At 70.5% G+C, this 21922-nt stretch carries 20 protein-coding genes; 1 reads left to right on the plus strand and 19 read right to left on the minus strand.

What is annotated here, in order from left to right:
* Positions 1-52 precede the first annotated feature (52 nt).
* From carB to pyrR, 6 genes are all read right to left on the minus strand, one after another.
* A complete protein-coding gene (gene carB / locus ACIBK5_RS18790) occupies positions 53-3361 on the minus strand; it encodes a carbamoyl-phosphate synthase large subunit (RefSeq protein ID WP_399020981.1) in 3309 nt (1102 codons plus the stop codon).
* Positions 3354-4496 (minus strand): glutamine-hydrolyzing carbamoyl-phosphate synthase small subunit, encoded by a 1143-nt coding sequence (carA, locus tag ACIBK5_RS18795; protein ID WP_399020984.1) that lies wholly within the window; start codon positions 4494-4496, stop codon positions 3354-3356. The genes carB and carA overlap by 8 nt, the downstream gene beginning before the upstream one ends.
* Positions 4493-5062, minus strand: coding sequence for a hypothetical protein (locus ACIBK5_RS18800; protein ID WP_399020986.1), 570 nt, complete (start codon positions 5060-5062; stop codon positions 4493-4495). The genes carA and ACIBK5_RS18800 overlap by 4 nt, the downstream gene beginning before the upstream one ends.
* Positions 5059-6372 carry a dihydroorotase gene (locus tag ACIBK5_RS18805; protein ID WP_399020988.1) on the minus strand — a complete coding sequence of 438 codons (1314 nt, stop codon included), beginning with the start codon at positions 6370-6372 and terminating at the stop codon, positions 5059-5061. The genes ACIBK5_RS18800 and ACIBK5_RS18805 overlap by 4 nt, the downstream gene beginning before the upstream one ends.
* Positions 6369-7355, minus strand: a complete 987-nt coding sequence (locus ACIBK5_RS18810; RefSeq protein ID WP_399020990.1) for an aspartate carbamoyltransferase catalytic subunit — start codon at positions 7353-7355, stop codon at positions 6369-6371. Before ACIBK5_RS18810 ends, ACIBK5_RS18805 begins: the two co-directional genes overlap by 4 nt.
* Before the next feature lie 98 nt (positions 7356-7453).
* Positions 7454-8020, minus strand: coding sequence for a bifunctional pyr operon transcriptional regulator/uracil phosphoribosyltransferase PyrR (pyrR, locus tag ACIBK5_RS18815; RefSeq protein ID WP_184597184.1), 567 nt, complete (start codon positions 8018-8020; stop codon positions 7454-7456).
* Between the two features lie 266 nt (positions 8021-8286).
* Here pyrR and bldD point away from each other — a divergent pair, with 266 nt between their 5' ends.
* Positions 8287-8790 (plus strand): transcriptional regulator BldD, encoded by a 504-nt coding sequence (bldD, locus tag ACIBK5_RS18820; RefSeq protein WP_018570201.1) that lies wholly within the window; start codon positions 8287-8289, stop codon positions 8788-8790.
* Between the two features lie 317 nt (positions 8791-9107).
* On the opposite strand, the gene nusB is transcribed toward bldD, so the two are convergent.
* The 13 genes from nusB to ACIBK5_RS18885 all read right to left on the minus strand — a co-directional run bounded on the left by nusB (position 9108) and on the right by ACIBK5_RS18885 (position 21913).
* A complete protein-coding gene (nusB, locus tag ACIBK5_RS18825) occupies positions 9108-9542 on the minus strand; it encodes a transcription antitermination factor NusB (protein WP_399020992.1) in 435 nt (144 codons plus the stop codon).
* Positions 9543-9544: 2 nt separating this feature from the next.
* A complete protein-coding gene (gene efp, locus ACIBK5_RS18830) occupies positions 9545-10111 on the minus strand; it encodes an elongation factor P (RefSeq protein ID WP_189726434.1) in 567 nt (188 codons plus the stop codon).
* 53 nt (positions 10112-10164) lie between these two features.
* Entirely contained in the window at positions 10165-11274 is a 1110-nt protein-coding gene (locus ACIBK5_RS18835) for an aminopeptidase P family protein (protein ID WP_399020993.1), read from the minus strand.
* Between the two features lie 234 nt (positions 11275-11508).
* On the minus strand, positions 11509-12372 hold the full coding sequence (locus ACIBK5_RS18840) for a Pro-rich N-terminal domain-containing protein (protein ID WP_399020994.1): 864 nt from the start codon (positions 12370-12372) through the stop codon (positions 11509-11511).
* A 164-nt stretch (positions 12373-12536) separates the two neighbouring features.
* Positions 12537-13628 carry a 3-dehydroquinate synthase gene (gene aroB / locus ACIBK5_RS18845; RefSeq protein ID WP_399020995.1) on the minus strand — a complete coding sequence of 364 codons (1092 nt, stop codon included), beginning with the start codon at positions 13626-13628 and terminating at the stop codon, positions 12537-12539.
* Positions 13625-14107 carry a shikimate kinase gene (locus ACIBK5_RS18850; protein WP_399021284.1) on the minus strand — a complete coding sequence of 161 codons (483 nt, stop codon included), beginning with the start codon at positions 14105-14107 and terminating at the stop codon, positions 13625-13627. Before ACIBK5_RS18850 ends, aroB begins: the two co-directional genes overlap by 4 nt.
* Before the next feature lie 26 nt (positions 14108-14133).
* Positions 14134-15318, minus strand: coding sequence for a chorismate synthase (aroC, locus tag ACIBK5_RS18855; RefSeq protein WP_399020996.1), 1185 nt, complete (start codon positions 15316-15318; stop codon positions 14134-14136).
* Positions 15319-15458: 140 nt separating this feature from the next.
* Positions 15459-15695 (minus strand): hypothetical protein, encoded by a 237-nt coding sequence (locus tag ACIBK5_RS18860; RefSeq protein ID WP_399020997.1) that lies wholly within the window; start codon positions 15693-15695, stop codon positions 15459-15461.
* A 32-nt stretch (positions 15696-15727) separates the two neighbouring features.
* The gene (locus ACIBK5_RS18865; protein ID WP_399020998.1) at positions 15728-16555 is read right to left on the minus strand and encodes a shikimate dehydrogenase; all 828 of its coding nucleotides are present in this window, start codon (positions 16553-16555) and stop codon (positions 15728-15730) included.
* A gap of 11 nt (positions 16556-16566) precedes the next feature.
* Positions 16567-18288: an endolytic transglycosylase MltG gene (gene mltG, locus ACIBK5_RS18870; protein ID WP_399020999.1), complete on the minus strand. Its 1722-nt coding sequence runs from the start codon at positions 18286-18288 to the stop codon at positions 16567-16569.
* 121 nt (positions 18289-18409) lie between these two features.
* Positions 18410-18874 (minus strand): Holliday junction resolvase RuvX, encoded by a 465-nt coding sequence (ruvX, locus tag ACIBK5_RS18875; protein WP_382497604.1) that lies wholly within the window; start codon positions 18872-18874, stop codon positions 18410-18412.
* A gap of 16 nt (positions 18875-18890) precedes the next feature.
* On the minus strand, positions 18891-21563 hold the full coding sequence (gene alaS, locus ACIBK5_RS18880) for an alanine--tRNA ligase (RefSeq protein ID WP_399021000.1): 2673 nt from the start codon (positions 21561-21563) through the stop codon (positions 18891-18893).
* Positions 21563-21913, minus strand: a complete 351-nt coding sequence (locus ACIBK5_RS18885) for a hypothetical protein (protein WP_399021001.1) — start codon at positions 21911-21913, stop codon at positions 21563-21565. Before ACIBK5_RS18885 ends, alaS begins: the two co-directional genes overlap by 1 nt.
* Between the last annotated feature and the right edge of the window lie 9 nt (positions 21914-21922).

A 21922-nucleotide genomic window follows, 5' to 3' on the forward strand; every position in this document is an offset into this window, starting at 1 on the left:
TGGCGTCCTCACGAAGAGGGGGACACCGTTTCCGGTGTCCCCCTCGGGGCTGCTAGTCGCGGGCCGCGGTCAGATGTTCCGCGTGTTCCTGGAGCGACCGGACGCTCACGTCGCCGCGGTTGAGGGCGTCGATGCCCTGGACCGCCGCCGCGAGCGCCTGGACCGTCGTCAGGCACGGCACGGAGCGTGCCACGGCCGCCGTACGGATGTCGTAGCCGTCGAGGCGGCCGCCCGTGCCGTACGGGGTGTTGACGATGAGGTCGACCTCGCCGTCGTGGATGAGCTGGACGATGGTCTTCTCGCCGTTCGGGCCGGTGCCCTCGGACTGCTTGCGCACGACGGTGGCGTTGATGCCGTTGCGCTTGAGCACCTCGGCCGTGCCGGACGTGGCCATCAGCTCGAAGCCGTGGGCGACCAGCTCGCGCGCCGGGAAGATCATCGAGCGCTTGTCGCGGTTGGCGACCGAGATGAAGGCGCGGCCCTTGGTGGGCAGCGGGCCGTAGGCGCCCGCCTGCGACTTGGCGTACGCCGTGCCGAAGACGGAGTCGATGCCCATGACCTCACCCGTGGAGCGCATCTCCGGGCCGAGGACCGTGTCGACGCCGCGGCCGTGGATGTCGCGGAAGCGCGACCACGGCATGACGGCCTCCTTGACGGAGATCGGCGCGTCGAGCGGGAGCTCGCCGCCGTCGCCGGTGGCCGGGAGCAGGCCCTCGGCGCGCAGCTCGGCGATGGTCGCGCCCAGCGAGATCCGGGCGGCGGCCTTGGCCAGCGGCACCGCCGTCGCCTTCGAGGTGAAGGGGACGGTCCGGGAAGCGCGCGGGTTGGCCTCCAGGACGTAGAGGATGTCGCCCGCGAGCGCGAACTGGATGTTGATCAGGCCGCGGACGCCGACGCCCTTCGCGATGCCCTCCGTGGAGGCGCGCAGGCGCTTGACGTCGAAGCCGCCGAGGGTGATCGGGGGCAGGGCGCACGCCGAGTCGCCGGAGTGGATGCCGGCCTCCTCGATGTGCTCCATGACGCCGCCGAGGTAGAGCTCCTGGCCGTCGTAGAGCGCGTCGACGTCGATCTCGATGGCGTCGTCGAGGAACCGGTCGACCAGGACCGGCCGGGACGGGCTGATCTCGGTCGACTCGGCGATGTACGCCTCCAGGCGCGTCTCGTCGTAGACGATCTCCATGCCGCGCCCGCCGAGGACGTACGACGGACGCACCAGGACCGGGTAGCCGATCTCGTCGGCGATGGCCTTGGCCTCGGCGAAGGTGGTGGCGGTGCCGTGCTTGGGGGCCGGGAGACCGGCCTCCGCCAGGACCCGTCCGAAGGCGCCCCGGTCCTCGGCGGCGTGGATGGCCTCCGGGGAGGTGCCGACGATCGGCACGCCGTTGTCCTTGAGCGCCTGCGACAGGCCCAGCGGGGTCTGGCCGCCGAGCTGGACGACGACGCCTGCGACGGGTCCGGCCTGCTGCTCGGCGTGGACGATCTCCAGCACGTCTTCCAGCGTCAGCGGCTCGAAGTACAGGCGGTCGGAGGTGTCGTAGTCCGTGGAGACGGTCTCCGGGTTGCAGTTGACCATCACGGTCTCGTAGCCCGCGTCGCTCAGCGCGAAGGAGGCGTGGACACAGGAGTAGTCGAACTCGATGCCCTGGCCGATGCGGTTCGGGCCGGAGCCCAGGATGATCACGGCCGGCTTCTCGCGGGGCGCGACCTCGCTCTCCTCGTCGTAGGAGGAGTAGAAGTACGGCGTCTTCGCGGCGAACTCGGCGGCGCAGGTGTCGACCGTCTTGTAGACCGGGCGGATGCCCAGCGCGTGCCGGACCTCGCGGACGACGTCCTCGCGCAGGCCGCGGATCTCCCCGATCTGCGTGTCGGAGAAGCCGTGCCGCTTGGCCTCGGCAAGCAGGTCCGCCGTCAGCTCGGGTGCCTCGGCCAGCTCGTCCGCGATCTCCTTGATCAGGAAGAGCTGATCGACGAACCACGGGTCGATCTTCGTGTACTCGAAGACCTCCTCGGGCGTGGCGCCCGCGCGGATGGCCTGCATGACGGTGTTGATACGGCCGTCGGTGGGGCGGACGGCCTCTTCCAGGAGGAGAGCCTTGTCGCCGGGCTCGCCGACGAACGTGAACTGGCTGCCCTTCTTCTCCAGCGAGCGCAGCGCCTTCTGGAAGGCCTCGGTGAAGTTGCGGCCGATGGCCATGGCCTCGCCGACCGACTTCATGGTGGTCGTGAGGGTGGAGTCGGCCTGCGGGAACTTCTCGAAGGCGAAGCGCGGGGCCTTCACGACCACGTAGTCGAGCGTGGGCTCGAAGGAGGCCGGGGTCTCCTGCGTGATGTCGTTCGGGATCTCGTCGAGCGTGTAGCCGACGGCGAGCTTGGCGGCGATCTTGGCGATCGGGAAGCCGGTCGCCTTGGAGGCGAGCGCCGAGGAGCGCGACACGCGCGGGTTCATCTCGATGACGATGACCCGGCCGTCCTCGGGGTTCACCGCGAACTGGATGTTGCAGCCGCCGGTGTCGACGCCGACCTCGCGGATGACGGCGATACCGATGTCGCGCAGCGTCTGGTACTCGCGGTCGGTCAGCGTCATCGCCGGGGCGACGGTGATCGAGTCGCCGGTGTGCACGCCCATGGGGTCGAAGTTCTCGATGGAGCAGACGACCACGACGTTGTCGTGCTTGTCGCGCATCAGCTCCAGCTCGTACTCCTTCCAGCCGAGGATGGACTCCTCCAGGAGGACCTCGGTGGTCGGCGAGAGGGTGAGGCCCTGCCCGGCGATGCGGCGCAGCTCCTCCTCGTCGTGCGCGAAGCCGGAGCCGGCGCCGCCCATGGTGAAGGAGGGGCGGACGACGACCGGGTAGCCGCCGAGCGTCTCGACGCCCTGGAGGACATCGTCCATGGAGTGGCAGATCACCGAGCGGGCGGACTCGCCGTGCCCGATCTTCTGGCGCACGGCCTCGACGACCTCCTTGAAGAGGTCGCGGTCCTCGCCCTTGTTGATGGCCTCGACGTTGGCGCCGATGAGCTCGACGCCGTACTTGTCGAGGGTCCCCGCCTCGTGCAGCGAGATGGCCGTGTTGAGGGCCGTCTGGCCGCCCAGGGTGGGCAGCAGGGCGTCGGGACGCTCCTTGGCGATGATCTTCTCGACGAACTCGGGGGTGATCGGCTCGACGTAGGTGGCGTCGGCGATCTCCGGGTCGGTCATGATCGTCGCCGGGTTGGAGTTGACGAGGATGACCCGCAGGCCCTCGGCGCGCAGGATGCGGCACGCCTGGGTGCCGGAGTAGTCGAACTCGGCGGCCTGGCCGATGACGATCGGGCCGGAGCCGATGACCAGGACGGACTGGATATCGGTGCGCTTAGGCACGCTGGCCCTCCATCAGGGATACGAAGCGGTCGAACAGGTAGGCGGCGTCGTGCGGGCCGGCTGCCGCTTCGGGGTGGTACTGGACGCTGAAGGCGGGGCGGTCTAGAAGCCGCAGCCCCTCCACCACGTTGTCGTTCAGGCAGACGTGCGACACCTCGGCGCGGCCGAACGGGGTCTCGGAGACCTGGTCGAGAGGAGCGTCGACGGCGAAGCCGTGGTTGTGCGCGGTGACCTCGACCTTGCCGGTCGTACGGTCCTGCACCGGCTGGTTGATACCGCGGTGGCCGTACTTCAGCTTGAAGGTGCCGAAGCCGAGCGCGCGGCCCAGGATCTGGTTGCCGAAGCAGATACCGAAGAGCGGGGTGCCGCGCTCCAGGACGCCCCGCATCACGGAGACGGGGTGGTCGGCGGTGGCCGGGTCGCCCGGGCCGTTGGAGAAGAACACTCCGTCCGGGTTCACCGCGTAGACGTCCTCGACGGTCGCGGTGGCCGGGAGCACATGCACCTCTATGCCGCGCTCGGCCATGCGATGCGGGGTCATGCCCTTGATGCCGAGGTCGACGGCGGCGACGGTGAACTTCTTCTCACCGATCGCGGCGACGACGTAGGGCTCGGTGGTGGCGACCTCGGCGGAGAGGTTCGCGCCCTTCATCTGGGGGGCTTCCTGGACGCGGGCCAGCAGCGCGCCGTCCTCCCGCACCGCGTCCCCGCTGAAGATGCCGACGCGCATGGCACCACGCTCGCGCAGGTGACGCGTGAGGGCACGGGTGTCGATCCCGGAGATGCCGACGACGCCCTGCTTCGCCAGTTCCTCGTCCAGCGAGCGCCGGGAGCGCCAGTTGGACGGCACCCGCGCGGGGTCGCGCACGACGTACCCGGAGACCCAGATCTTCTTCGACTCGGGGTCCTCGTCGTTGACGCCGGTGTTGCCGACGTGCGGGGCGGTCATCACCACGACCTGGCGGTGGTACGACGGGTCGGTGAGGGTCTCCTGGTAGCCGGTCATGCCGGTGGAGAACACCGCTTCGCCGAAGGTCTCCCCCACGGCCCCGTAGGCACGGCCGCGGAAGATCCGGCCGTCCTCCAGGACGAGTACGGCGGGAGTCCTGGCTGCTCCCCTTGTGGAGGTGGTCATCGTTCGACGCCTTCCCTGGTGTTCGTTTCGATCATGGTGTTGATGGCCTCGACCCACTCGTTGTGCTCGGCCGCGTGGTCGGAGCGGAACCCGGAGTCGATCAGCCGGTCGCCGTGCGCCCAGGTGACGATCAGCAGGCCGCCCTCGGTGAGGACCTTGCCGGCGATGCCCTTGTCCAGCCGGGCCTCACGGAGCTGCGCGGCCGGGACGAAGAAGTCGCTCGCCCCGGGGCGTACGACGTCGAGGCCGGCGTCCGTGAGGGTCAGCTCGGCGCGGCTGCGGGTGCCCAGGCCCCGGGCCACGATGCGGTCGAGCCACTGACCGGCGGTGGTGGAGCCGTGGTAGCGGCCGCTCATGCGCAGCTTCTCGGCGCCCGGGTCGTCCGGTGCGGTGGGCAGCTCGGGCAGGTCGCCCTGGAGGGTGCCGCGCCACTTCCAGCCCTCGCGCATCAGCCAGTAGACGAGCGCGACGAACAGGGCGAGGCCGACGACCCAGCCGATGCGGGCGGCCCAGTCGGTCACTTGCGCCGATTCCTTCTCGGCGGCCAGCAGGAATACAGGTGTCACGTGAGCTTCCCGTCGACGAGCGTGGCCTTGCCCCGCAGCCACGTGTGCGTCACACGGCCCGGCAGCTCGCGCCCCTCGTAGGGGGTGTTGCGGCTGCGCGAGGCGAAGCCCGCGGGTTCCACGAGCCCACGGTATGCCGTGTCGACCAGGGTGAGGTTGGCGGGCTCACCTGCCGAGACGGGACGTCCATGGCCCGCGGCCTGTCCGATCTGCGCGGGCTTGACGGACATCCGGTCGGCGACGCCGGCCCAGTCCAGCAGACCCGTGTCGACCATGGTCTCCTGCACCACTGACAGCGCGGTCTCCAGGCCGACCATGCCCATGGCGGCCGCGGCCCACTCGCAGTCCTTGTCCTCGTGCGGGTGCGGGGCGTGGTCGGTGGCGACGATGTCGATCGTGCCGTCGGCGAGCGCCTCGCGCAGGGCCAGCACGTCGCGCTCGGTGCGCAGCGGCGGGTTGACCTTGTAGACGGGGTTGTAGGTGCGCACCAGCTCATCCGTGAGGAGGAGGTGGTGCGGGGTGACCTCGGCGGTGACGGCGATGCCGCGGGACTTGGCCCAGCGGACGATCTCGACGGACCCGGCGGTCGACAGGTGGCAGATGTGGACACGGGAGCCGACATGGTCGGCGAGCAGGACATCCCGGGCGATGATCGATTCTTCGGCCACCGCCGGCCAGCCCCCGAGCCCCAGCTCGGCGGAGACGATGCCCTCGTTCATCTCGGCGCCCTCGGTCAGCCGCGGCTCCTGCGCGTGCTGCGCGACGACACCGCCGAAGGCCTTCACGTACTCCAGGGCGCGGCGCATGATCACGGCGTCGTGGACGCACTTGCCGTCGTCGGAGAAGACGGTGACACCGGCGGCCGACTCGTGCATGGCGCCCAGCTCGGCGAGCTTCCTGCCCTCCAGGCCGACGGTGACGGCACCGATCGGCTGGACGTCGCAGTAGCCGTGCTCCTTGCCGAGCCGCCAGACCTGCTCGACGACACCGGCGGTGTCGGCGACCGGGAAGGTGTTGGCCATGGCGAACACGGTGGTGTAACCGCCGCTCGCCGCCGCCCGCGTGCCGGTCAGGACGGTCTCGGAGTCCTCACGGCCGGGCTCGCGCAGATGGGTGTGCAGATCGACCAGGCCGGGCAGCAGCACCTTGCCGTCGGCCTCGACGACCTCGGCGCCCTCGGCGCTCGGACCGGCGCCACTCCAGTCGATTTCGCCCTGCCGGGCGGTGGCGGCGATGGTCCCGCCGTCGATCAGTACGTCCTGCGGCTCGCCGCCCAGCACCTTCGCACCACGGATCAGGATCTTGCTCATCGGTCTTGCTTCTCCTCGGTACGGGACTGGGTGACGGCGGGTTCGTTGCCACCGAGCAGCAGGTACAGGACGGCCATCCGGATGGACACTCCGTTCGCGACCTGCTCGACGACGGTGCAGCGGTCTGAGTCGGCGACCTCGGCGGTGATCTCCATGCCGCGGACCATCGGGCCGGGGTGCATCACGACGGCGTGCTCGGGCATCCGCGCCATGCGGTCGCCGTCGAGGCCGTAGCGACGGGAGTACTCGCGCTCGGTCGGGAAGAAGGCGGCGTTCATGCGCTCGCGCTGCACGCGCAGCATCATCACCGCGTCGGACTTGGTCAGCGTGCTGTCGAGGTCGTACGACACCTCGCAGGGCCAGGTCTCGATGCCGACGGGCACCAGGGTCGGCGGGGCGACGAGGGTGACCTCGGCGCCCAGGGTGTGCAGCAGGTCGACGTTGGAGCGGGCGACCCGGCTGTGCAGGATGTCGCCGACGATGGTGATGCGCCGGCCGGCGAGGTCCTGGCCGAGCCCGGCGTCCGGGCCGACCAGACGGCGGCGCATGGTGAAGGCGTCCAGCAGGGCCTGTGTGGGGTGCTGGTGGGTGCCGTCGCCGGCGTTGACCACGGCCGCGTCGATCCAGCCGGAGTTCGCCAGCCGGTACGGGGCTCCGGAGGCGCCGTGCCGGATGACCACGGCGTCGACGCCCATGGCCTCCAGGGTCTGGGCGGTGTCCTTCAGGGACTCGCCCTTGGAGACGCTGGAGCCCTTGGCGGAGAAGTTGATGACGTCCGCGGACAGCCGCTTCTCGGCGGCCTCGAAGGAGATCCGGGTCCGGGTGGAGTCCTCGAAGAAGAGGTTGACGATCGTGCGGCCGCGCAGGGTCGGCAGCTTCTTGATCGGCCGGTCGGCGACCCGGGCCATCTCCTCGGCGGTGTCGAGGATCAGGACGGCGTCGTCGCGGGTGAGGTCGGCGGCCGAGATGAGATGACGCTGCATCTGTCAGGCTCCGTAAGGCAGTTCAGGAGAATTCGGGCAGACGGGTGCGCTCGGGGGCGCACTGAGCCGGCGTACGACAGCGGCGTACGCCTGAGGCGCTACTGGGAGGTCTGCTTGGCACCGAGCAGTACGGTGTCGCGACCGTCCTCCTCGGCGAGCTGGACCTTGACCGTCTCCCGCAACGACGTGGGGAGGTTCTTGCCGACGTAGTCGGCGCGGATGGGCAGTTCGCGGTGACCGCGGTCGACGAGGACGGCGAGCTGCACCGCGCGCGGGCGCCCGATGTCGTTCAGCGCGTCGAGGGCGGCCCGGATGGTGCGGCCGGAGAAGAGCACGTCGTCGACGAGGACGACCAGCTTGCCGTCGATGCCGTCACCGGGGATCTCCGTGCGGGCCAGCGCACGCGGTGGGTGCATGCGCAGGTCGTCGCGGTACATGGTGATGTCGAGCGAGCCACACGGAACCTTGCGCTCGGTGATCTGCTCGAGCTTGTCGGCGAGCCTCCGGGCGAGGAAGACGCCCCGGGTCGGAATGCCGAGGAGCACCACGTCGTCGGCGCCCTTGGCGCGTTCGACGATCTCGTGGGCGATGCGGGTCAGCACCCGCGCGATGTCGGGCCCTTCGAGAACGGGCCGGGCATCGGACTGCGTGTCGTGCGTGTCCATACGAAACGGACCTCCTTCTCCGCCTCACGGGACGGACCTTAAAGGACGTCGGGATTGCGCCATACACGGTAGCAGGTCCCCGCGATCATCCCGATGGCCCCCTCGGATCACCCGTTCGGCCTAACAGAGTGCCGATACCACGGAAGAGTCGGTGCGGACCATTCGGCTTGACGCGGCAGAGTAACGCTGCGTAACCTCACAGTGAGTTACCAGCCGCGCGGTCCGGCAACACAGCTGACCGCGTCGACACAGTGCCGGGGAGCTATATGTCCAGCGAATACGCCAAACAGCTCGGGGCCAAGCTCCGGGCGATCCGCACCCAGCAGGGCCTTTCCCTCCACGGTGTCGAGGAGAAGTCCCAGGGACGCTGGAAGGCGGTCGTGGTCGGTTCTTACGAGCGCGGCGACCGCGCCGTGACCGTACAGCGCCTTGCCGAGCTGGCGGACTTCTACGGCGTCCCCGTGCAGGAGCTGCTCCCGGGCACCACCCCGGGCGGCGCCGCCGAGCCGCCGCCGAAGCTGGTCCTTGACCTGGAGCGGCTGGCCACGGTGCCGGCCGAGAAGGCGGGCCCCCTGCAGCGCTACGCGGCCACGATCCAGTCGCAGCGCGGCGACTACAACGGCAAGGTGCTCTCGATCCGCCAGGACGACCTGCGCACACTCGCCGTCATCTACGACCAGTCGCCCTCGGTCCTCACCGAGCAGCTGATCAGCTGGGGTGTCCTGGACGCGGACGCGCGCCGCGCGGTCGCCTCCCACGAGGAGGCCTGAGCCCTCACCTGAGCCCTCAGGGGCCAGCGCAGAAACGTGGCGCCCGGGGGGGGGGGGGGGGGGGGGTGGGGGGCCCCCCCCCCCCGGGGGGGGGGGGGGGCCCCCCCCCCGGGCGGGGGGGGCGCCCGCCGGGGCCCCCCCCCCCCCCCCCTGCCCCCCCGGGGGCCCGCCCACAACCGGGCCGCCGGGGGGGCGGGAACCGTTTGTGCCCGCCCCCCCCGGCGGCGTTCTGGGGGCCTGACGGCCCCCGGTCGCAGGAGGGAATGCCGGAGGGCCCGCAGCGAGCTCGCTGCGGGCCCTCCGGCATTCCGTCTGTCTCAGTCCTCGTTGCGGCGGAGCGAGGGCTTGAGGTCCTTCAGCCGACCGAGCAGGCCGTTCACGAACGAGGGCGACTCGTCCGTGGAGAACTCCTTGGCCAGCTGCACCATCTCGTCCAGGACGACGGCGTCCGGGGTCTCGTCGACCCAGATCAGCTCGTAGGCGCCGAGCCGCAGGATGTTGCGGTCGACGACCGGCATCCGGTCGAGTGTCCAGCCGACCGAGTACTGGGCGATCAGCTCGTCGATGCGCTTCGCGCGCTGCGCGTAGCCCTCGACCAGCTCCATCGTGTACTCGCTCACCGGCGGCTGCCGGGTGTCGGCCCGGGAGAGCCGGACCCAGTCGGCGAGGACCGTCAGGACCTCGGCGCCGCGCTGGTCGCCCTCGAAGAGGATCTGGAAGGCGCGCTTGCGGGCCGTGTTGCGGGCAGCCACGGTTAGCTGTTCACCCGGCCGAGGTAGTCGCTGGAGCGGGTGTCGACCTTGATCTTCTCACCGGTGGTGATGAAGAGGGGCACCTGGATCTGGTGGCCGGTCTCCAGCGTGGCGGGCTTGGTGCCGCCGGTGGAACGGTCGCCCTGGACGCCCGGCTCGGTCTCCTGGATGACGAGCTCGACGGCGGCCGGCAGCTCGACGAAGAGCACCTCGCCCTCGTGCTGCGCGACGGTGGCGGTGAAGCCCTCGATCAGGAAGTTGGCGGCATCGCCCACGGACTTGCGGTCGACGTGCAGCTGATCGTAGGTCTCCATGTCCATGAAGACGAAGTACTCGCCGTCCATGTAGGAGAACTGCATGTCCCGCTTGTCGACGGTGGCCGTTTCGACCTTGACGCCGGCGTTGAAGGTCTTGTCGACGACCTTGCCGGAGAGCACGTTCTTGAGCTTGGTGCGCACGAAGGCCGGGCCCTTGCCGGGCTTGACGTGCTGGAACTCGACGACGGACCAGAGCTGGCCGCCTTCGAGCTTGAGCACCATGCCGTTCTTGAGGTCGTTCGTGGAAGCCACGGTTGCGGAATCTCCTGGACTGACGTACGACCCCGGGGCACGCACCTGCCTGGCTACAGGGCGAGCAGCTCCTTGGTCGTGATGGTGAGTAGCTCGGGTCCGCCGTCCGCCTCGGGGCGGACGACGAGCGTGTCATCGATCCGGACACCGCCCCGGCCCGGGAGGTGGACCCCCGGTTCGACGGTGACCGGCACGCAAGCGTCCAGTTTACCCATGGCCGCGGGACTCAATTGAGGGTCCTCGTCGATTTCGAGCCCGACCCCGTGTCCGGTCAGGGCCGTGAGGCCCTCCGTGTACCCCGCGGAGTCCAGCACCTGGCGTGCGGCCCGGTCGACGTCCCGGCAGGCGGCGCCGGGTACCAGGCTCTCACGTCCGGCGCGCTGGGCGGCGAAGACCAGGTCGTACAGCTCGATCTGCCAGTCCGCGGGAGCCGTGCCGATGACGAACGTACGGCCGATCTCACAGCGGTAGCCGCGATACGTCGCGCCGAGGCAGACGGAGAGGAAGTCGCCCTCCTCCACCCGGCGGTCGGTGGGCCGGTGACCGGGGCGGCCCGCGTTGGGCCCGGTGGCGACGGAGGTCGGGAAGGCCGGTCCGTCGGCCCCGTGGTCCACGAGGCGTCTTTCCAGCTCCAGGGCGAGATGCCGCTCGGTACGGCCGACGAGGATGGACTCCAGCAGTTCGCCCAGGGCCTGGTCGGCGATCTCGGCGCCGATCCGCAGGCAGGAGATCTCCTCCTCGTCCTTGACCACCCTGAGCTGCTCCACGGCGCAGCCGAGGCCGGCCAGGCGCAGCCGGGGGGCGACCGAGCCTAGGGCGCGGTGCCGGGCCACGGTGAGGTGGTGCTCCTCCACGGCGAGGGAGTCGGCGCCCTGGCCCGCGGCGAGGTCGGCGGCCGCGACGGCAGGGTCGCCACCGCCGGATCCGGGGAGGTTCTGGACACGCAGGGCCTCGTCGGGGCGTTCCTGCGTGGAGCGGCCCTCGATCGGGCCGGCACACACCAGGAGGTCCTCGGTCTTGCCCAGCAGCAGAACGGCGCCGTGCGGGGCGGGGCCCGCGAGATAGCGCACGTTGGCGGGGCGGGTGACCAGCGCCGCCGCGCTGCCGCCCGCGTTGCAGTATTCCCTCAGACGCGTCCGGCGGGCCGCGTACACCTCTGACATGACCCGAGCGTATGAGCTCCGCGGGTTTGGCGCCGGTTGAGGGCGTCTGAGTGGGCGGTGCTTGGTGTGTCCGGGTGGGCTGGGGTGCTGTTCAGGAGAGGGCGGGCCGCGCGGGGTGGTGTGCCGTCCGCGGCTGTGTGGGAGCTTGTCGCGCAGTTCCCCGCGCCCCCAGAGGTGGGGGCTTGTCGCGCAGTTCCCCGCGCCCCTAAGGGGTGGGGTCCCTAGGGGTGGGGGCTACCACTGGGGTGGGCTGGCGATGGAGCGGGACAGGACGTCGTTCAGGACCTGGGCCGTCTGCGGGATGTCGAGCTGGGAGTTGTCGATGATCGGGAGGCCCGAGCCGTACCAGCCGGCCATGCGGCCGTGGATGCGGGCGACCTCGTCGTCGCTGAGGCGGCGGTTGCCGGAGCGTTCGGCGTTGCGCTCCAGGACGATCTCCAGGCCCGGCAGGAGGACGACCGGCAGCAGGCCCGGCCCGACGTGCCGCTTCCAGCCGCCGAGGCCCACGACGGGCCGGTCGGGGAAGACGGCGTCGTCGAGGATGCAGGAGATGCCGTTGGCCAGGAAGTTCCGCGCGGCGAAGCCGCAGGTGCGGCGGGCGAGGCGGTACTGCGCTTCCGAGTTGTCGTTCCACCCGGACTGGGGGTCGGCGAAGCCCGAGCGGACCCATTCGCGTACGTCGTCGAGGCTGATGTGGGCCGTGGGGATCCGGCGATGGTCCGCCCAGTACTTGGCGACGCTGGTCTTCCCGGCACCCGCCGGGCCGATGAGCAGTACCGCGAGCGTCGTCCCCGCCAGGTCGGGGCCCGCCGCGGCGGGCGGCGCGCTGGGCATGGCGACGGGACCGCCCGGCGGCAGCGGCACATGACCGGTGGTGTCCGGCGCGGCGGGAGCGGAGGCCTGATGCGGGGGCGCGGCCGGCCCGGGCGGTGGCGCGGGGTATCCCGGTGCCGGGGGCGGCGGGGGCACGGGGGCGGAGCCCTGGTGCGCGCCCGGGTGGTGCGAACCCGGGTGGTGTGCGGCCGGCGACCAGCCGGCGGCCGGTCCCTGCCCCGGCTGGTGGGGCGGCGGCAGCGGAGAACCCACTGCGTGCTGCATCCGGTGCCACTCCGTCTCGTACAGGCGATGGGCGCTGACAGCGGGGGCGGAACCCGCTGCTACCGAACGGTACCGCCCCCGGCGATCGTTGTGTGAACGGCCGGAGGCGGCCCGAAGTGCCCGGCGCCGTAAGGCTGTTTCGGGCGTAAGGAGCGCGGGAGGACTTACTGCCCCACTTCGCCGTACGCGGCGAGCAGCACGGCCGGGTCGGGTCCCTCCAGGACGGTGGGCTTGGCCAGACCGTCGAGGACGATGAACCGCAGCAGGTCGCCGCGGGACTTCTTGTCGACCTTCATGGTCTCCAGCAGCTTGGGCCACTGGTCGTGGCGGTAGTACAGCGGCAGGCCGACCGCTTCGAGGACGGTGCGGTGGCGGTCGGCCGTGGCGTCGTCCAACCGGCCCGCCAGCCGGCCGAGTTCGGCGGCGAAGTGCATCCCTACGGACACGGCGGCGCCGTGGCGCCACTTGTAGCGCTCGTTCTTCTCGATGGCGTGGCCGAGCGTGTGGCCGTAGTTGAGGATCTCGCGCAGGCCGGATTCCTTCAGGTCGGACGACACCACGTCGGCCTTCACCCGGATGGAGCGCTCGATGAGCTCGGCGGTGTGCGGGCCGTCCGGGGTGCGGGCGGCCTCGGGGTCGGACTCGATGAGGTCGAGGATCACCGGGTCGGCGATGAAGCCGGCCTTGATGACCTCGGCGAGGCCGGAGACGTAGTCGTTGACCGGCAGGGAGTCCAGTGCGGCCAGGTCGCAGAGCACACCGGCGGGCGGGTGGAAGGCGCCCACCAGGTTCTTGCCCTCGGCGGTGTTGATGCCGGTCTTGCCGCCGACGGCCGCGTCGACCATGGCCAGCACGGTGGTCGGGATCGCGATCCAGCGCACCCCGCGCAGCCAGGTGGCGGCCACGAATCCGGCCAGGTCGGTGGTGGCGCCGCCGCCGACACCGACGATGACGTCCGTGCGCGTGAACCCGGACTGGCCCAGCGCCTTCCAGCAGTAGGCGGCGACCTCGGCGGTCTTGGCCTCCTCCGCGTTGGGCACCTGGATGGCGACGACCTCATAGCCCTGCTCGGCCAGGTCGGCACGGAGCGCGTCACCGGTCTCGGCCAGGGCCTCGGGGTGGACGATCGCGACCCGCTTGGCCCTGCCGCCGATCAACCCGGCCAGTTCGCCCAGGAGTTGCCGGCCCACCAGGACCTCGTAGGGCTCGGTGCCCGCCGTGCCGCCGATCTGGATCCGCGTCACTGCCTCGCTCATGCTTCCTTCAACTCCAGTGCGTCCAGGGCGACTTCGGTGACCTCTTCGGCCGTACGGCCATCGGTGGCGACGACGGCCGTGGCGACCTCCTCGTACAGGTGCCGACGGGCCTCCATCAGCTCGCGCCACTGCTTGCGCGGGTTGATGGCGAGCAGCGGCCGGGCCGCGTTGAGGCCGGTGCGCTTGACCGCCTCCTCGACGTCCATCGACAGGTACACCACCCGCTGCCCGGCGAGCAGCTCACGGGTGTCCTGGTCGAGGACGGCGCCGCCGCCCAGGGCCAGCACACCGTCGTGCCCGGTCAGCGCCTCGCGCACGGCCCGCTTCTCGATCGCGCGGAAGGCGGCCTCGCCCTCCTCGACGAAGATCTCGGCGATGGTCCGGCCCTGCGCGGCGACGATGTCGTCGTCAGTGTCCCGGTATCCGGCCCCGAGCCGCTCGGCCAGCAGCTGCCCGACGGTGGACTTGCCCACGCCCATCGGGCCGACCAGCACGATCAGGGGGGTCACCGGATGGCCAGGTTGTCGAGGTAGGACCGGACGTTGCGGCCGGTCTCGGCCACGCTGTCGCCGCCGAACTTCTCGGCGACCGCGTCCGCGAGGACGAGGGCGACCATCGCCTCGGCGACGATACCGGCGGCCGGCACGGCGCACACGTCGGAGCGCTGGTGGTGGGCGGCCGTCGCCTCACCGGTGACGACGTCCACGGTCTTGAGCGCCCGCGGGACGGTCGCGATCGGCTTCATGGCCGCGCGCACCCGCAGCAGCTCACCGGTGGTCAGCCCGCCCTCGGTGCCGCCGGAGCGGCCGGAGGTGCGCCGGATGCCCTCGTCGGTGGTCACGATCTCGTCGTGGGCCTTGGAGCCGGGCACCCGCGCCAGGTCGAAGCCGTCGCCGACCTCCACGCCCTTGATCGCCTGGATGCCCATGAGGGCGGCGGCCAGCCGGGCGTCGAGACGCCGGTCCCAGTGCACGTGGGAACCGAGGCCGACCGGCACGTCGTAGGCCAGCACCTCGACCACACCGCCGAGGGTGTCGCCGTCCTTGTGAGCCTGGTCGATCTCGGCGACCATCGCCTTCGACGCGTCGGCGTCCAGGCAGCGCACCGGGTCCTCGTCCAGCTTCTCCACGTCCGCCGGCGTCGGGTACACGCCGTAGGGCGCCTTCGCGGCCGCCAGCTCCACCACGTGGGAGACGATCTCGATGCCGGCCGTCTCCTTCAGGTACGACCGGGCCACGGCGCCGAGGGCCACCCGGGCCGCGGTCTCACGCGCCGAGGCACGCTCCAGGATCGGCCGGGCCTCGTCGAAGCCGTACTTCTGCATTCCGGCGAGGTCGGCGTGGCCGGGCCGCGGGCGGGTCAGCGGGGCGTTGCGGGCGAGCCCGTCGAGGATCTCGGGGTCGACCGGGTCGGCCGCCATGACCTGCTCCCACTTCGGCCACTCGGTGTTGCCCACCATGATCGCGACCGGGGAGCCGAGGGTGAGGCCGTGCCGGACACCGCCGATGAAGGTGATCTCGTCGCGCTCGAACTTCATCCGGGCGCCGCGCCCATAGCCCAGGCGGCGCCTCGCGAGATGGTCCGCCACCATGTCCGTGGTGATCGGCACGCCGGCGGGCAGACCCTCCAGCGTCGCGACGAGTGCGGGACCGTGGGACTCCCCAGCGGTCAGCCAGCGCAACCTGCTCAACGGTGCTCCTCAGTGCTCGCGCCCGTACTGCCCTGCGTACGCACGTCCTCGCGTACGGCGACGGCCTGACCGGGTGCGCGGCCCCGGTCCGCCACCTACGATCCTCCCACGTCCGGCGCGCGGACCCGGCCGCCGGTCCATCAGGCGGACGAGGCCGGGCCGCCGGTCTGCCGCTGGGGCGCGTACGCGCCAAGGAAGTCCGCGCCGCTCGGCTGCTGCGCGGACTGCGTCTGCTGCGGTGCGCCGGCGCCCGGATGGTCGGCCCCGCTGCCCTGCTGCGACGGCTGGGGAGGTGCGTACTCCCCCAGGCAGTCCGTTCCGCGGTTGATCTTGACCACCCAGGACGCGAGGACCGCCAGCACGATCAGGGCGAGCACCGTGATCCCCTACGCGGAACCGAGAGCGGATCTCATCGAGCCGCGAGTGCGCGTTCGCCCGCTTTTCGCATGGCGTCCAGGGGCGCCGGGGCCAGCCCTGTCATCTGCTCGACCTGCAGCACGGCCTGGTGAACCAGCAGGTCGAGGCCGCTGACGACCGCGCCGCCGTACGCCGACCAGCGGGCGGCGAGAGACGTCGGCCAGGGGTCGTAGAGGACGTCGAAGAGGGCCGCCGGCCGCTCCGGCACGGACCGGGCGAGGGCGTCGGTGACACCGGCCGGCGTGGTGCTGATCACCAGCGGGGCGCGCAGGGCCTGCTCGGCGTCCGCCCAGTCGGCGATGCGCACCGAGACGTCCAGTCGCTCGGCCCACTGCCGCATCTCGGTGGCCCGGGCCTCGCTGCGGACGTACACGGCGATCTCGCCGGGGCAGATCCGTGACAGCGCGGCCAGCGCGGAGGAGGCGGTGGCACCCGCGCCGAGGACCGCGGCGGCCTCCACCTTGTCGATGCCGTGCTCACGCAGAGCCGCGACCATGCCGGGGATGTCGGTGTTGTCGCCGGTGCGTCGGCCGTCCGTGGTGCAGACCACCGTGTTGACCGCGTCGACCGAGGCCGCGGTCTCGCTGATGCCGTCGAGCAGCGGGATCACGGCCCGCTTCAGCGGCATGGTCAGCGAGAGCCCCGCCCACTCGGCACCGAGCGTCTCGAAGAACCCGGGCAGGGCGGCCTCGTCGACCTCGAACCTGTCGTACGTCCAGCCGCTCAGCCCCAACTCCTCGTAGGCCGTGCGGTGCAGGACCGGGGAGAGCGAGTGGGCGATCGGGGAGCCGAGTACGGCGGCCCGGCGTGGTGCGGCCATCAGGGTTTTCCTCAGTTGTTCCGCGAGGCGTTGAACTTGTCGACCAGCTTCTGGTGCTCGGCGTTGGTCTTGGTGAACTCACTGGTCTTGCCGTCCAGCGAGATGAAGTAGTACCAGCCGTCGTCCGTCGGGTTGAGGGCGCCCTTGATCGCGTCCTCCCCGGGGTTGTCGATCGGCCCGGGCGTCAGCCCCTTGTGGAAGTACGTGTTGTACGGGTTGTCGTAGGACCGCAGCTCGCTCAGGCTCAGGTCGATCTTGCTCTGGTTCTTGATGTAGTTGTACGTGGAGTCGAACTCCAGCAAGCCGTTGGTCTGCGGGTTGCCGGGCTTCATCCGGTTGTAGACGACCTCGGCCATCTTGCGGAAGTCGGCGTGGCTGGTGCCCTCGGCCTGCACCATGCTCGCGACCGTGATCAGCTGCCAGGGGTCCTCGAGTCCGAGGCTCGCGGCCTTCTTCTCCACTCCCAGCTTCTCGTACGTCTCGGAGGCCCGCGTCACCATCTGCTTCAGCACGTCCTCGGGCTTCTGGCCCTTGGCGATGCCGTAGCTGGAGGGGTAGAGGAACCCTTCCAGCGGGTCCTTGACGTTCGCGTGGTTCAGCGCCCAGGCGGGCAGGCCGAGCTTCTTGTAGTCCTTCTTGGCGACCGCGGCGGTGGTGCCGGCCTTCACTTCCAGCCGCTTGTCGATGAGCCGGTAGATGTCGGCGTTGCGCTTGCCCTCGGCGATGATCAGGTTGTCGCGGCTCTCCGGACTGAGCATCAGTTCGACCGCACTGTCGGCCGACATTTGCTTCTGCAGCGTGTACACGCCGTCCTGGAGCTTCTGGCCGTCGGGATTGTTGGCCTGCGCCGTGACGAAGGCGTCGACGCTCTTGACGACGCCGGCGTCCTTCAGCGCCTGCCCGATCTCGTAGCCGCCCGCTCCCCTGGGGATCTCGACGGTGACCTGCTGCCCGCTGCCGTCGCCCGCGAAGTCCGGGGCGTCGCCGAAACGATCCTGGTAGAACTGGTAGCCGAAGTAGCTGACACCGGCGAGGCCGCCGCCGAGGATCACGACGACCAGCAGGCAGGCCATTCCGCTGCGGCGCTTCTTGGGCTTGCCGCCGCGTTCGCGTTTGTCGTCGCGCCCGCGACGACTCCTCGGCTCGTCGCCGTCGTCATCGTCGTCGCCGCCCGCGAAGAAGGCGTGCTCGCCCTGGTCGGGTCCGGGGTCCCAGTCGGTCTCCGGCTCCGGCGGCGGCTCGGCCCGGCGCCGGCCGGGGGGCTCCGGCGGCGGATACGCGCCGGGCGTGCCGTAGTAGTCGGACTGGCCCCCGCCGTAGGCGCCGGGCTGCTGCTGCCCGTACGGGTCGCCGGGGTCGCCGGGGTATGACACCTGCTGCTGTCCGCCGGTGGCCCAGCCGCCGTTGTCATACGGCTGCTGGTGATACCCCTGGTTCTGCGGGTGACCGTGGTCCCCCTGCCCGGGGTACTGCTGATGGCCGTGGGTCTGGGCCGCGTACTGCTGCTGGTCGTACTGGTAGTGCTGCTGCGCCTGACCGTATCCGGCCTGCTCACCGGTGCCCCAGTCGCCGTACTGCGGCTGCTGCGGCTGCTCTGGATAGTGCTGCGGCTGGCCGCCGTAGGGGGACTGCTGACCCGGGTGGGCCTGCTGTCCTCCCCATCCGCCGTCCCCGTACAACGGGTCCTCCGGATGCCACGGTTCGGAGCCTTGGCCCCGGCCATACTCAGTCATCGATCCCCTAGAGCCGCGAGGCGGCGGTCGCTCGGCTTCCGGCCGGGCTCCCGTCCGCCTCTCTCTGGTGCGTCAGCTGTTCGAACACCGGCGCATCGCGCGGAACGTTACCGTATCGCGATCAGATGACCACTTCGACGCCTTCGCCGGGTGCTTTACCTGACACCCGTTCGGATTCAAGCGCCTGCTGGAGGATGACCACCGCGGCTGCCTGGTCGATCACGGATCGGCCCTTCTTGGACTTCACACCGGAAGCGCGCAGTCCCTGACTGGCCGTCACCGTGGTCATGCGTTCGTCAATGAGTCTGACCGGAACCGGGGCGATCATGCGGGCCAGTTCCTGGACGAAGGCACGGACCTTGACCGCGGCCGGGCCCTCGCCCCCCTTGAGGGAGCGCGGGAGTCCGACGACGACCTCAAGCGGTTCGTACTCCTCGACGAGTTGCTTCAACCGCCGCTGAGCTGCGGGGATGTCACGCCCCGGGACTGTCTCCACCGGGGTGGCGAGGATCCCGTCGGGGTCGCACGAGGCGACCCCGATACGGGCGTCCCCGACGTCGATAGCGAGTCGACGTCCTCTGCGCATCTTCCTGACCCGTCTCTTACTTGGCCGTCTCGGCGACCAGGCGCTCGACGGCGTCGACGGCGTCACCGACGGCAGCCGGGTTCTGGCCGCCGCCCTGGGCGACGTCCGGCTTGCCGCCACCGCCGCCGCCGAGGGTCTTGGCGGCCGTGCGGACCAGGTCGCCGGCCTTGAGGCCGCGCTCGCGAGCTGCCTCGTTGGTGGCGATGACTGTCAGCGGCTTGCCGTTCGCCACCGTGAACAGGGCCACCACCGCGGCCCGCCCGCCCTGGATGCGTCCGCGCACGTCGAGCACGAGCTTGCGCAGGTCGTCGGCGGTCGTGCCGTCCGGGACCTGACCGGTCACGACAGCAATGCCGCTGACGTCCTTGGCGGACTCGGCGAGACCGGCGGCGGCCTGGAGGACCTTCTCGGCGCGGAACTTCTCGATCTCCTTCTCGGCGTCCTTCAGCTTGCCGAGCATGGCGGAGACCTTCTCCGGGAGCTCCTCCGGACGGCCCTTGATCAGCTCCTGGAGCTGGGCGACGACCGTGTGCTCGCGGGCGAGGAAGTTGTAGGCGTCGACACCGACCAGGGCCTCGATACGCCGGACACCCGAACCGATGGAGGATTCGCCGAGCAGCTTCACCAGGCCCAGCTGGGCGGTGTTGTGCACATGCGTGCCGCCGCACAGTTCCTTGGAGAAGTCGCCGATGGTCACGACACGCACGCGCTCGCCGTACTTCTCGCCGAACTCGGCGATGGCACCGGCCTTCTTGGCCTCGTCGATGCCCATGACCTCGGCCTGCACATCGAGGTCGCGGGAGAGGACCTCGTTGATCCGCTGCTCGACGTCGGTCATCACGGCCGTGGGAACGGCGGACGGCGAGCCGAAGTCGAAGCGGAAGCGGCCGGGCTGGTTCTCGGAACCGGCCTGGGCGGCCGTCGGGCCGAGGGCGTCGCGCAGCGCCTGGTGGGTGAGGTGTGTGGCCGAGTGGGCGCGGGCGATGGCCGTGCGGCGACGGGAGTCGATCGAGGCATGGGCCGTGGCGCCGACGGTGACCTCGCCGACCTGGACGACGCCCTTGTGGACGTACACGCCCGGGACCGGCTTCTGGCAGTCGCGGATCTCGATGACGGCACCCGTGTCGACCTTGATCCGGCCGGTGTCGCCGATCTGGCCGCCGCCCTCGGCGTAGAACGGGGTGCGGTCGAGGACGATCTCGACCTCGTCGCCCTCGGTCGCGGCCGGGGAGGAGGCGCCGTCGACGAGGATGCCGACGATCCTCGACTCGCCCTCGGTGGCGGTGTAGCCGATGAAGTCGGTGGCACCGGCCTGGTCGGCGATCTCGCGGTAGGCGCCGGTGCCGGCGTGGCCGGTCTTCTTGGCCTGGGCGTCGGCCTTGGCGCGCTCCCGCTGCTCCTTCATCAGGCGGCGGAAGCCGTCCTCGTCCACGGAGAGGCCCTGCTCGGCGGCCATCTCCAGGGTGAGGTCGATCGGGAAGCCCCAGGTGTCGTGGAGCAGGAAGGCCTTGTCGCCGGGCAGGACGGTGCCGCCGGCGGTCTTGGTGTCGGTGACGGCCGTGTCGAGGATGTTGGTGCCGGCCTTCAGCGTCTTGAGGAAGGCGTTCTCCTCGGCGAGGGCGACCTTCTCGATGCGCTCGCGGTCCGTGATGAGCTCGGGGTACTGCTGGCCCATCATGCCGATCACGGTGTCGATCAGGTCCTTGACGACCGGACCGGTGGCACCGAGCAGGCGCATGTTGCGGATGGCGCGGCGCATGATGCGGCGCAGGACGTAACCGCGGCCCTCGTTGCCGGGGGTCACGCCGTCGCCGATGAGCATCACGGAGGTGCGCATGTGGTCGGTGACCACGCGCAGGGAGACGTCCGAGTCATGGGCGTCGCCGTAGGCCACACCCGTCAGCTCGGTGGCCTTCTTGATGACGGCCATGGAGGTGTCGATCTCGTACATGTTCTGCACGCCCTGCAGAATCATGGCGAGTCGCTCGAGGCCGAGGCCCGTGTCGATGTTCTGGCTGGGGAGGTCGCCGAGGATCTCGAAGTTGTCCTTGCCGATGCCCTCGCCGCGCTCGTACTGCATGAAGACGAGGTTCCAGATCTCCACGTACCGCTCGTCGTTGACGGCGGGGCCGCCCTCGACGCCGAACTCGGGGCCGCGGTCGTAGTTGATCTCGGAACAGGGGCCACAGGGTCCGGGGACGCCCATCGACCAGTAGTTGTCCTTCATGCCGAGGCGCTGGATGCGCTCCTTCGGCACGCCGACGACGTCGTGCCAGATGCGCTCGGCCTCGTCGTCGTCCTTGTAGACGGTGATCCAGAGCTTCTCCGGCTCCAGGCCGTAACCACCCTTGTCCTGGGGGCTGGTGAGCAGCTCCCAGGCGTACTTGATGGCGCCTTCCTTGAAGTAGTCGCCGAAGGAGAAGTTGCCGCACATCTGGAAGAACGTGCCGTGCCGGGTGGTCTTGCCGACCTCTTCGATGTCCGGCGTGCGCACGCACTTCTGGACGCTGGTGGCGCGGTCGAAGGGCGGCTTGACCTCGCCCAGGAAGTAGGGCTTGAAGGGCACCATGCCGGCCGGGACGAGGAGCAGAGTCGGGTCGTCCGCGATGAGCGACGCCGAAGGGACGACGGTGTGACCGCGCTCCTCGAAGAAGCTCAGCCAGCGGCGGCGAATCTCAGCCGACTCCATCAGTGGTCCTCATTCCGGTTGTACGAGTACGTCGTCCTGTCGCTGTCGACGGACTTCGGGGTGCTGCGGTTCTCGATGGCGGTGTACCGCCGGGGTGCGGGGAGTTCGGGGTCGCTGTTGATACCGAGAACGTCGCCCAGCTCTTCCTCCCGCTGGGCCATGTTGTCCCGGACCTCGAGCGCGAAGTCGACCGCGCGGTCCTTGAGCCGGTGGCCGGCCTCGATCGCCTTGTTTCCCGCGGTTCTGGCGAGGCTCTCGGGCGTCAGCTGCTTCAGCTTGCGGTTGACCTTGGTGGTGGCCCACACGCCGGCGGCGACGCCCGTGGTGAACCAGAAGGTACGGCGGAACATCGCTTGCTC

Source organism: Streptomyces sp. NPDC050546 (assembly GCF_044457425.1).
Taxonomy (GTDB): domain Bacteria; phylum Actinomycetota; class Actinomycetes; order Streptomycetales; family Streptomycetaceae; genus Streptomyces.

Bases quoted from the DNA above. Each gene is read 5' to 3' on its own strand.
- pyrR (WP_184597184.1), bottom strand. From the start codon at position 8,020: ATGGACACGCACGACACGCAGTCCGATGCCCGGCCCGTTCTCGAAGGG.
- ACIBK5_RS18835 (WP_399020993.1), bottom strand. From the start codon at position 11,274: ATGTCAGAGGTGTACGCGGCCCGCCGGACGCGTCTGAGGGAATACTGC.
- ACIBK5_RS18810 (WP_399020990.1), bottom strand. From the start codon at position 7,355: ATGCAGCGTCATCTCATCTCGGCCGCCGACCTCACCCGCGACGACGCC.
- alaS (WP_399021000.1), bottom strand. From the start codon at position 21,563: ATGGAGTCGGCTGAGATTCGCCGCCGCTGGCTGAGCTTCTTCGAGGAG.
- ACIBK5_RS18850 (WP_399021284.1), bottom strand. From the start codon at position 14,107: ATGGGCGTGGGCAAGTCCACCGTCGGGCAGCTGCTGGCCGAGCGGCTC.
- ruvX (WP_382497604.1), bottom strand. From the start codon at position 18,874: ATGCGCAGAGGACGTCGACTCGCTATCGACGTCGGGGACGCCCGTATC.
- ACIBK5_RS18840 (WP_399020994.1), bottom strand. From the start codon at position 12,372: ATGCAGCACGCAGTGGGTTCTCCGCTGCCGCCGCCCCACCAGCCGGGG.
- ACIBK5_RS18865 (WP_399020998.1), bottom strand. From the start codon at position 16,555: ATGGCCGCACCACGCCGGGCCGCCGTACTCGGCTCCCCGATCGCCCAC.
- ACIBK5_RS18885 (WP_399021001.1), bottom strand. From the start codon at position 21,913: ATGTTCCGCCGTACCTTCTGGTTCACCACGGGCGTCGCCGCCGGCGTG.
- ACIBK5_RS18805 (WP_399020988.1), bottom strand. From the start codon at position 6,372: ATGAGCAAGATCCTGATCCGTGGTGCGAAGGTGCTGGGCGGCGAGCCG.
- aroB (WP_399020995.1), bottom strand. From the start codon at position 13,628: ATGAGCGAGGCAGTGACGCGGATCCAGATCGGCGGCACGGCGGGCACC.
- carA (WP_399020984.1), bottom strand. From the start codon at position 4,496: ATGACCACCTCCACAAGGGGAGCAGCCAGGACTCCCGCCGTACTCGTC.
- bldD (WP_018570201.1), top strand. From the start codon at position 8,287: ATGTCCAGCGAATACGCCAAACAGCTCGGGGCCAAGCTCCGGGCGATC.
- mltG (WP_399020999.1), bottom strand. From the start codon at position 18,288: ATGACTGAGTATGGCCGGGGCCAAGGCTCCGAACCGTGGCATCCGGAG.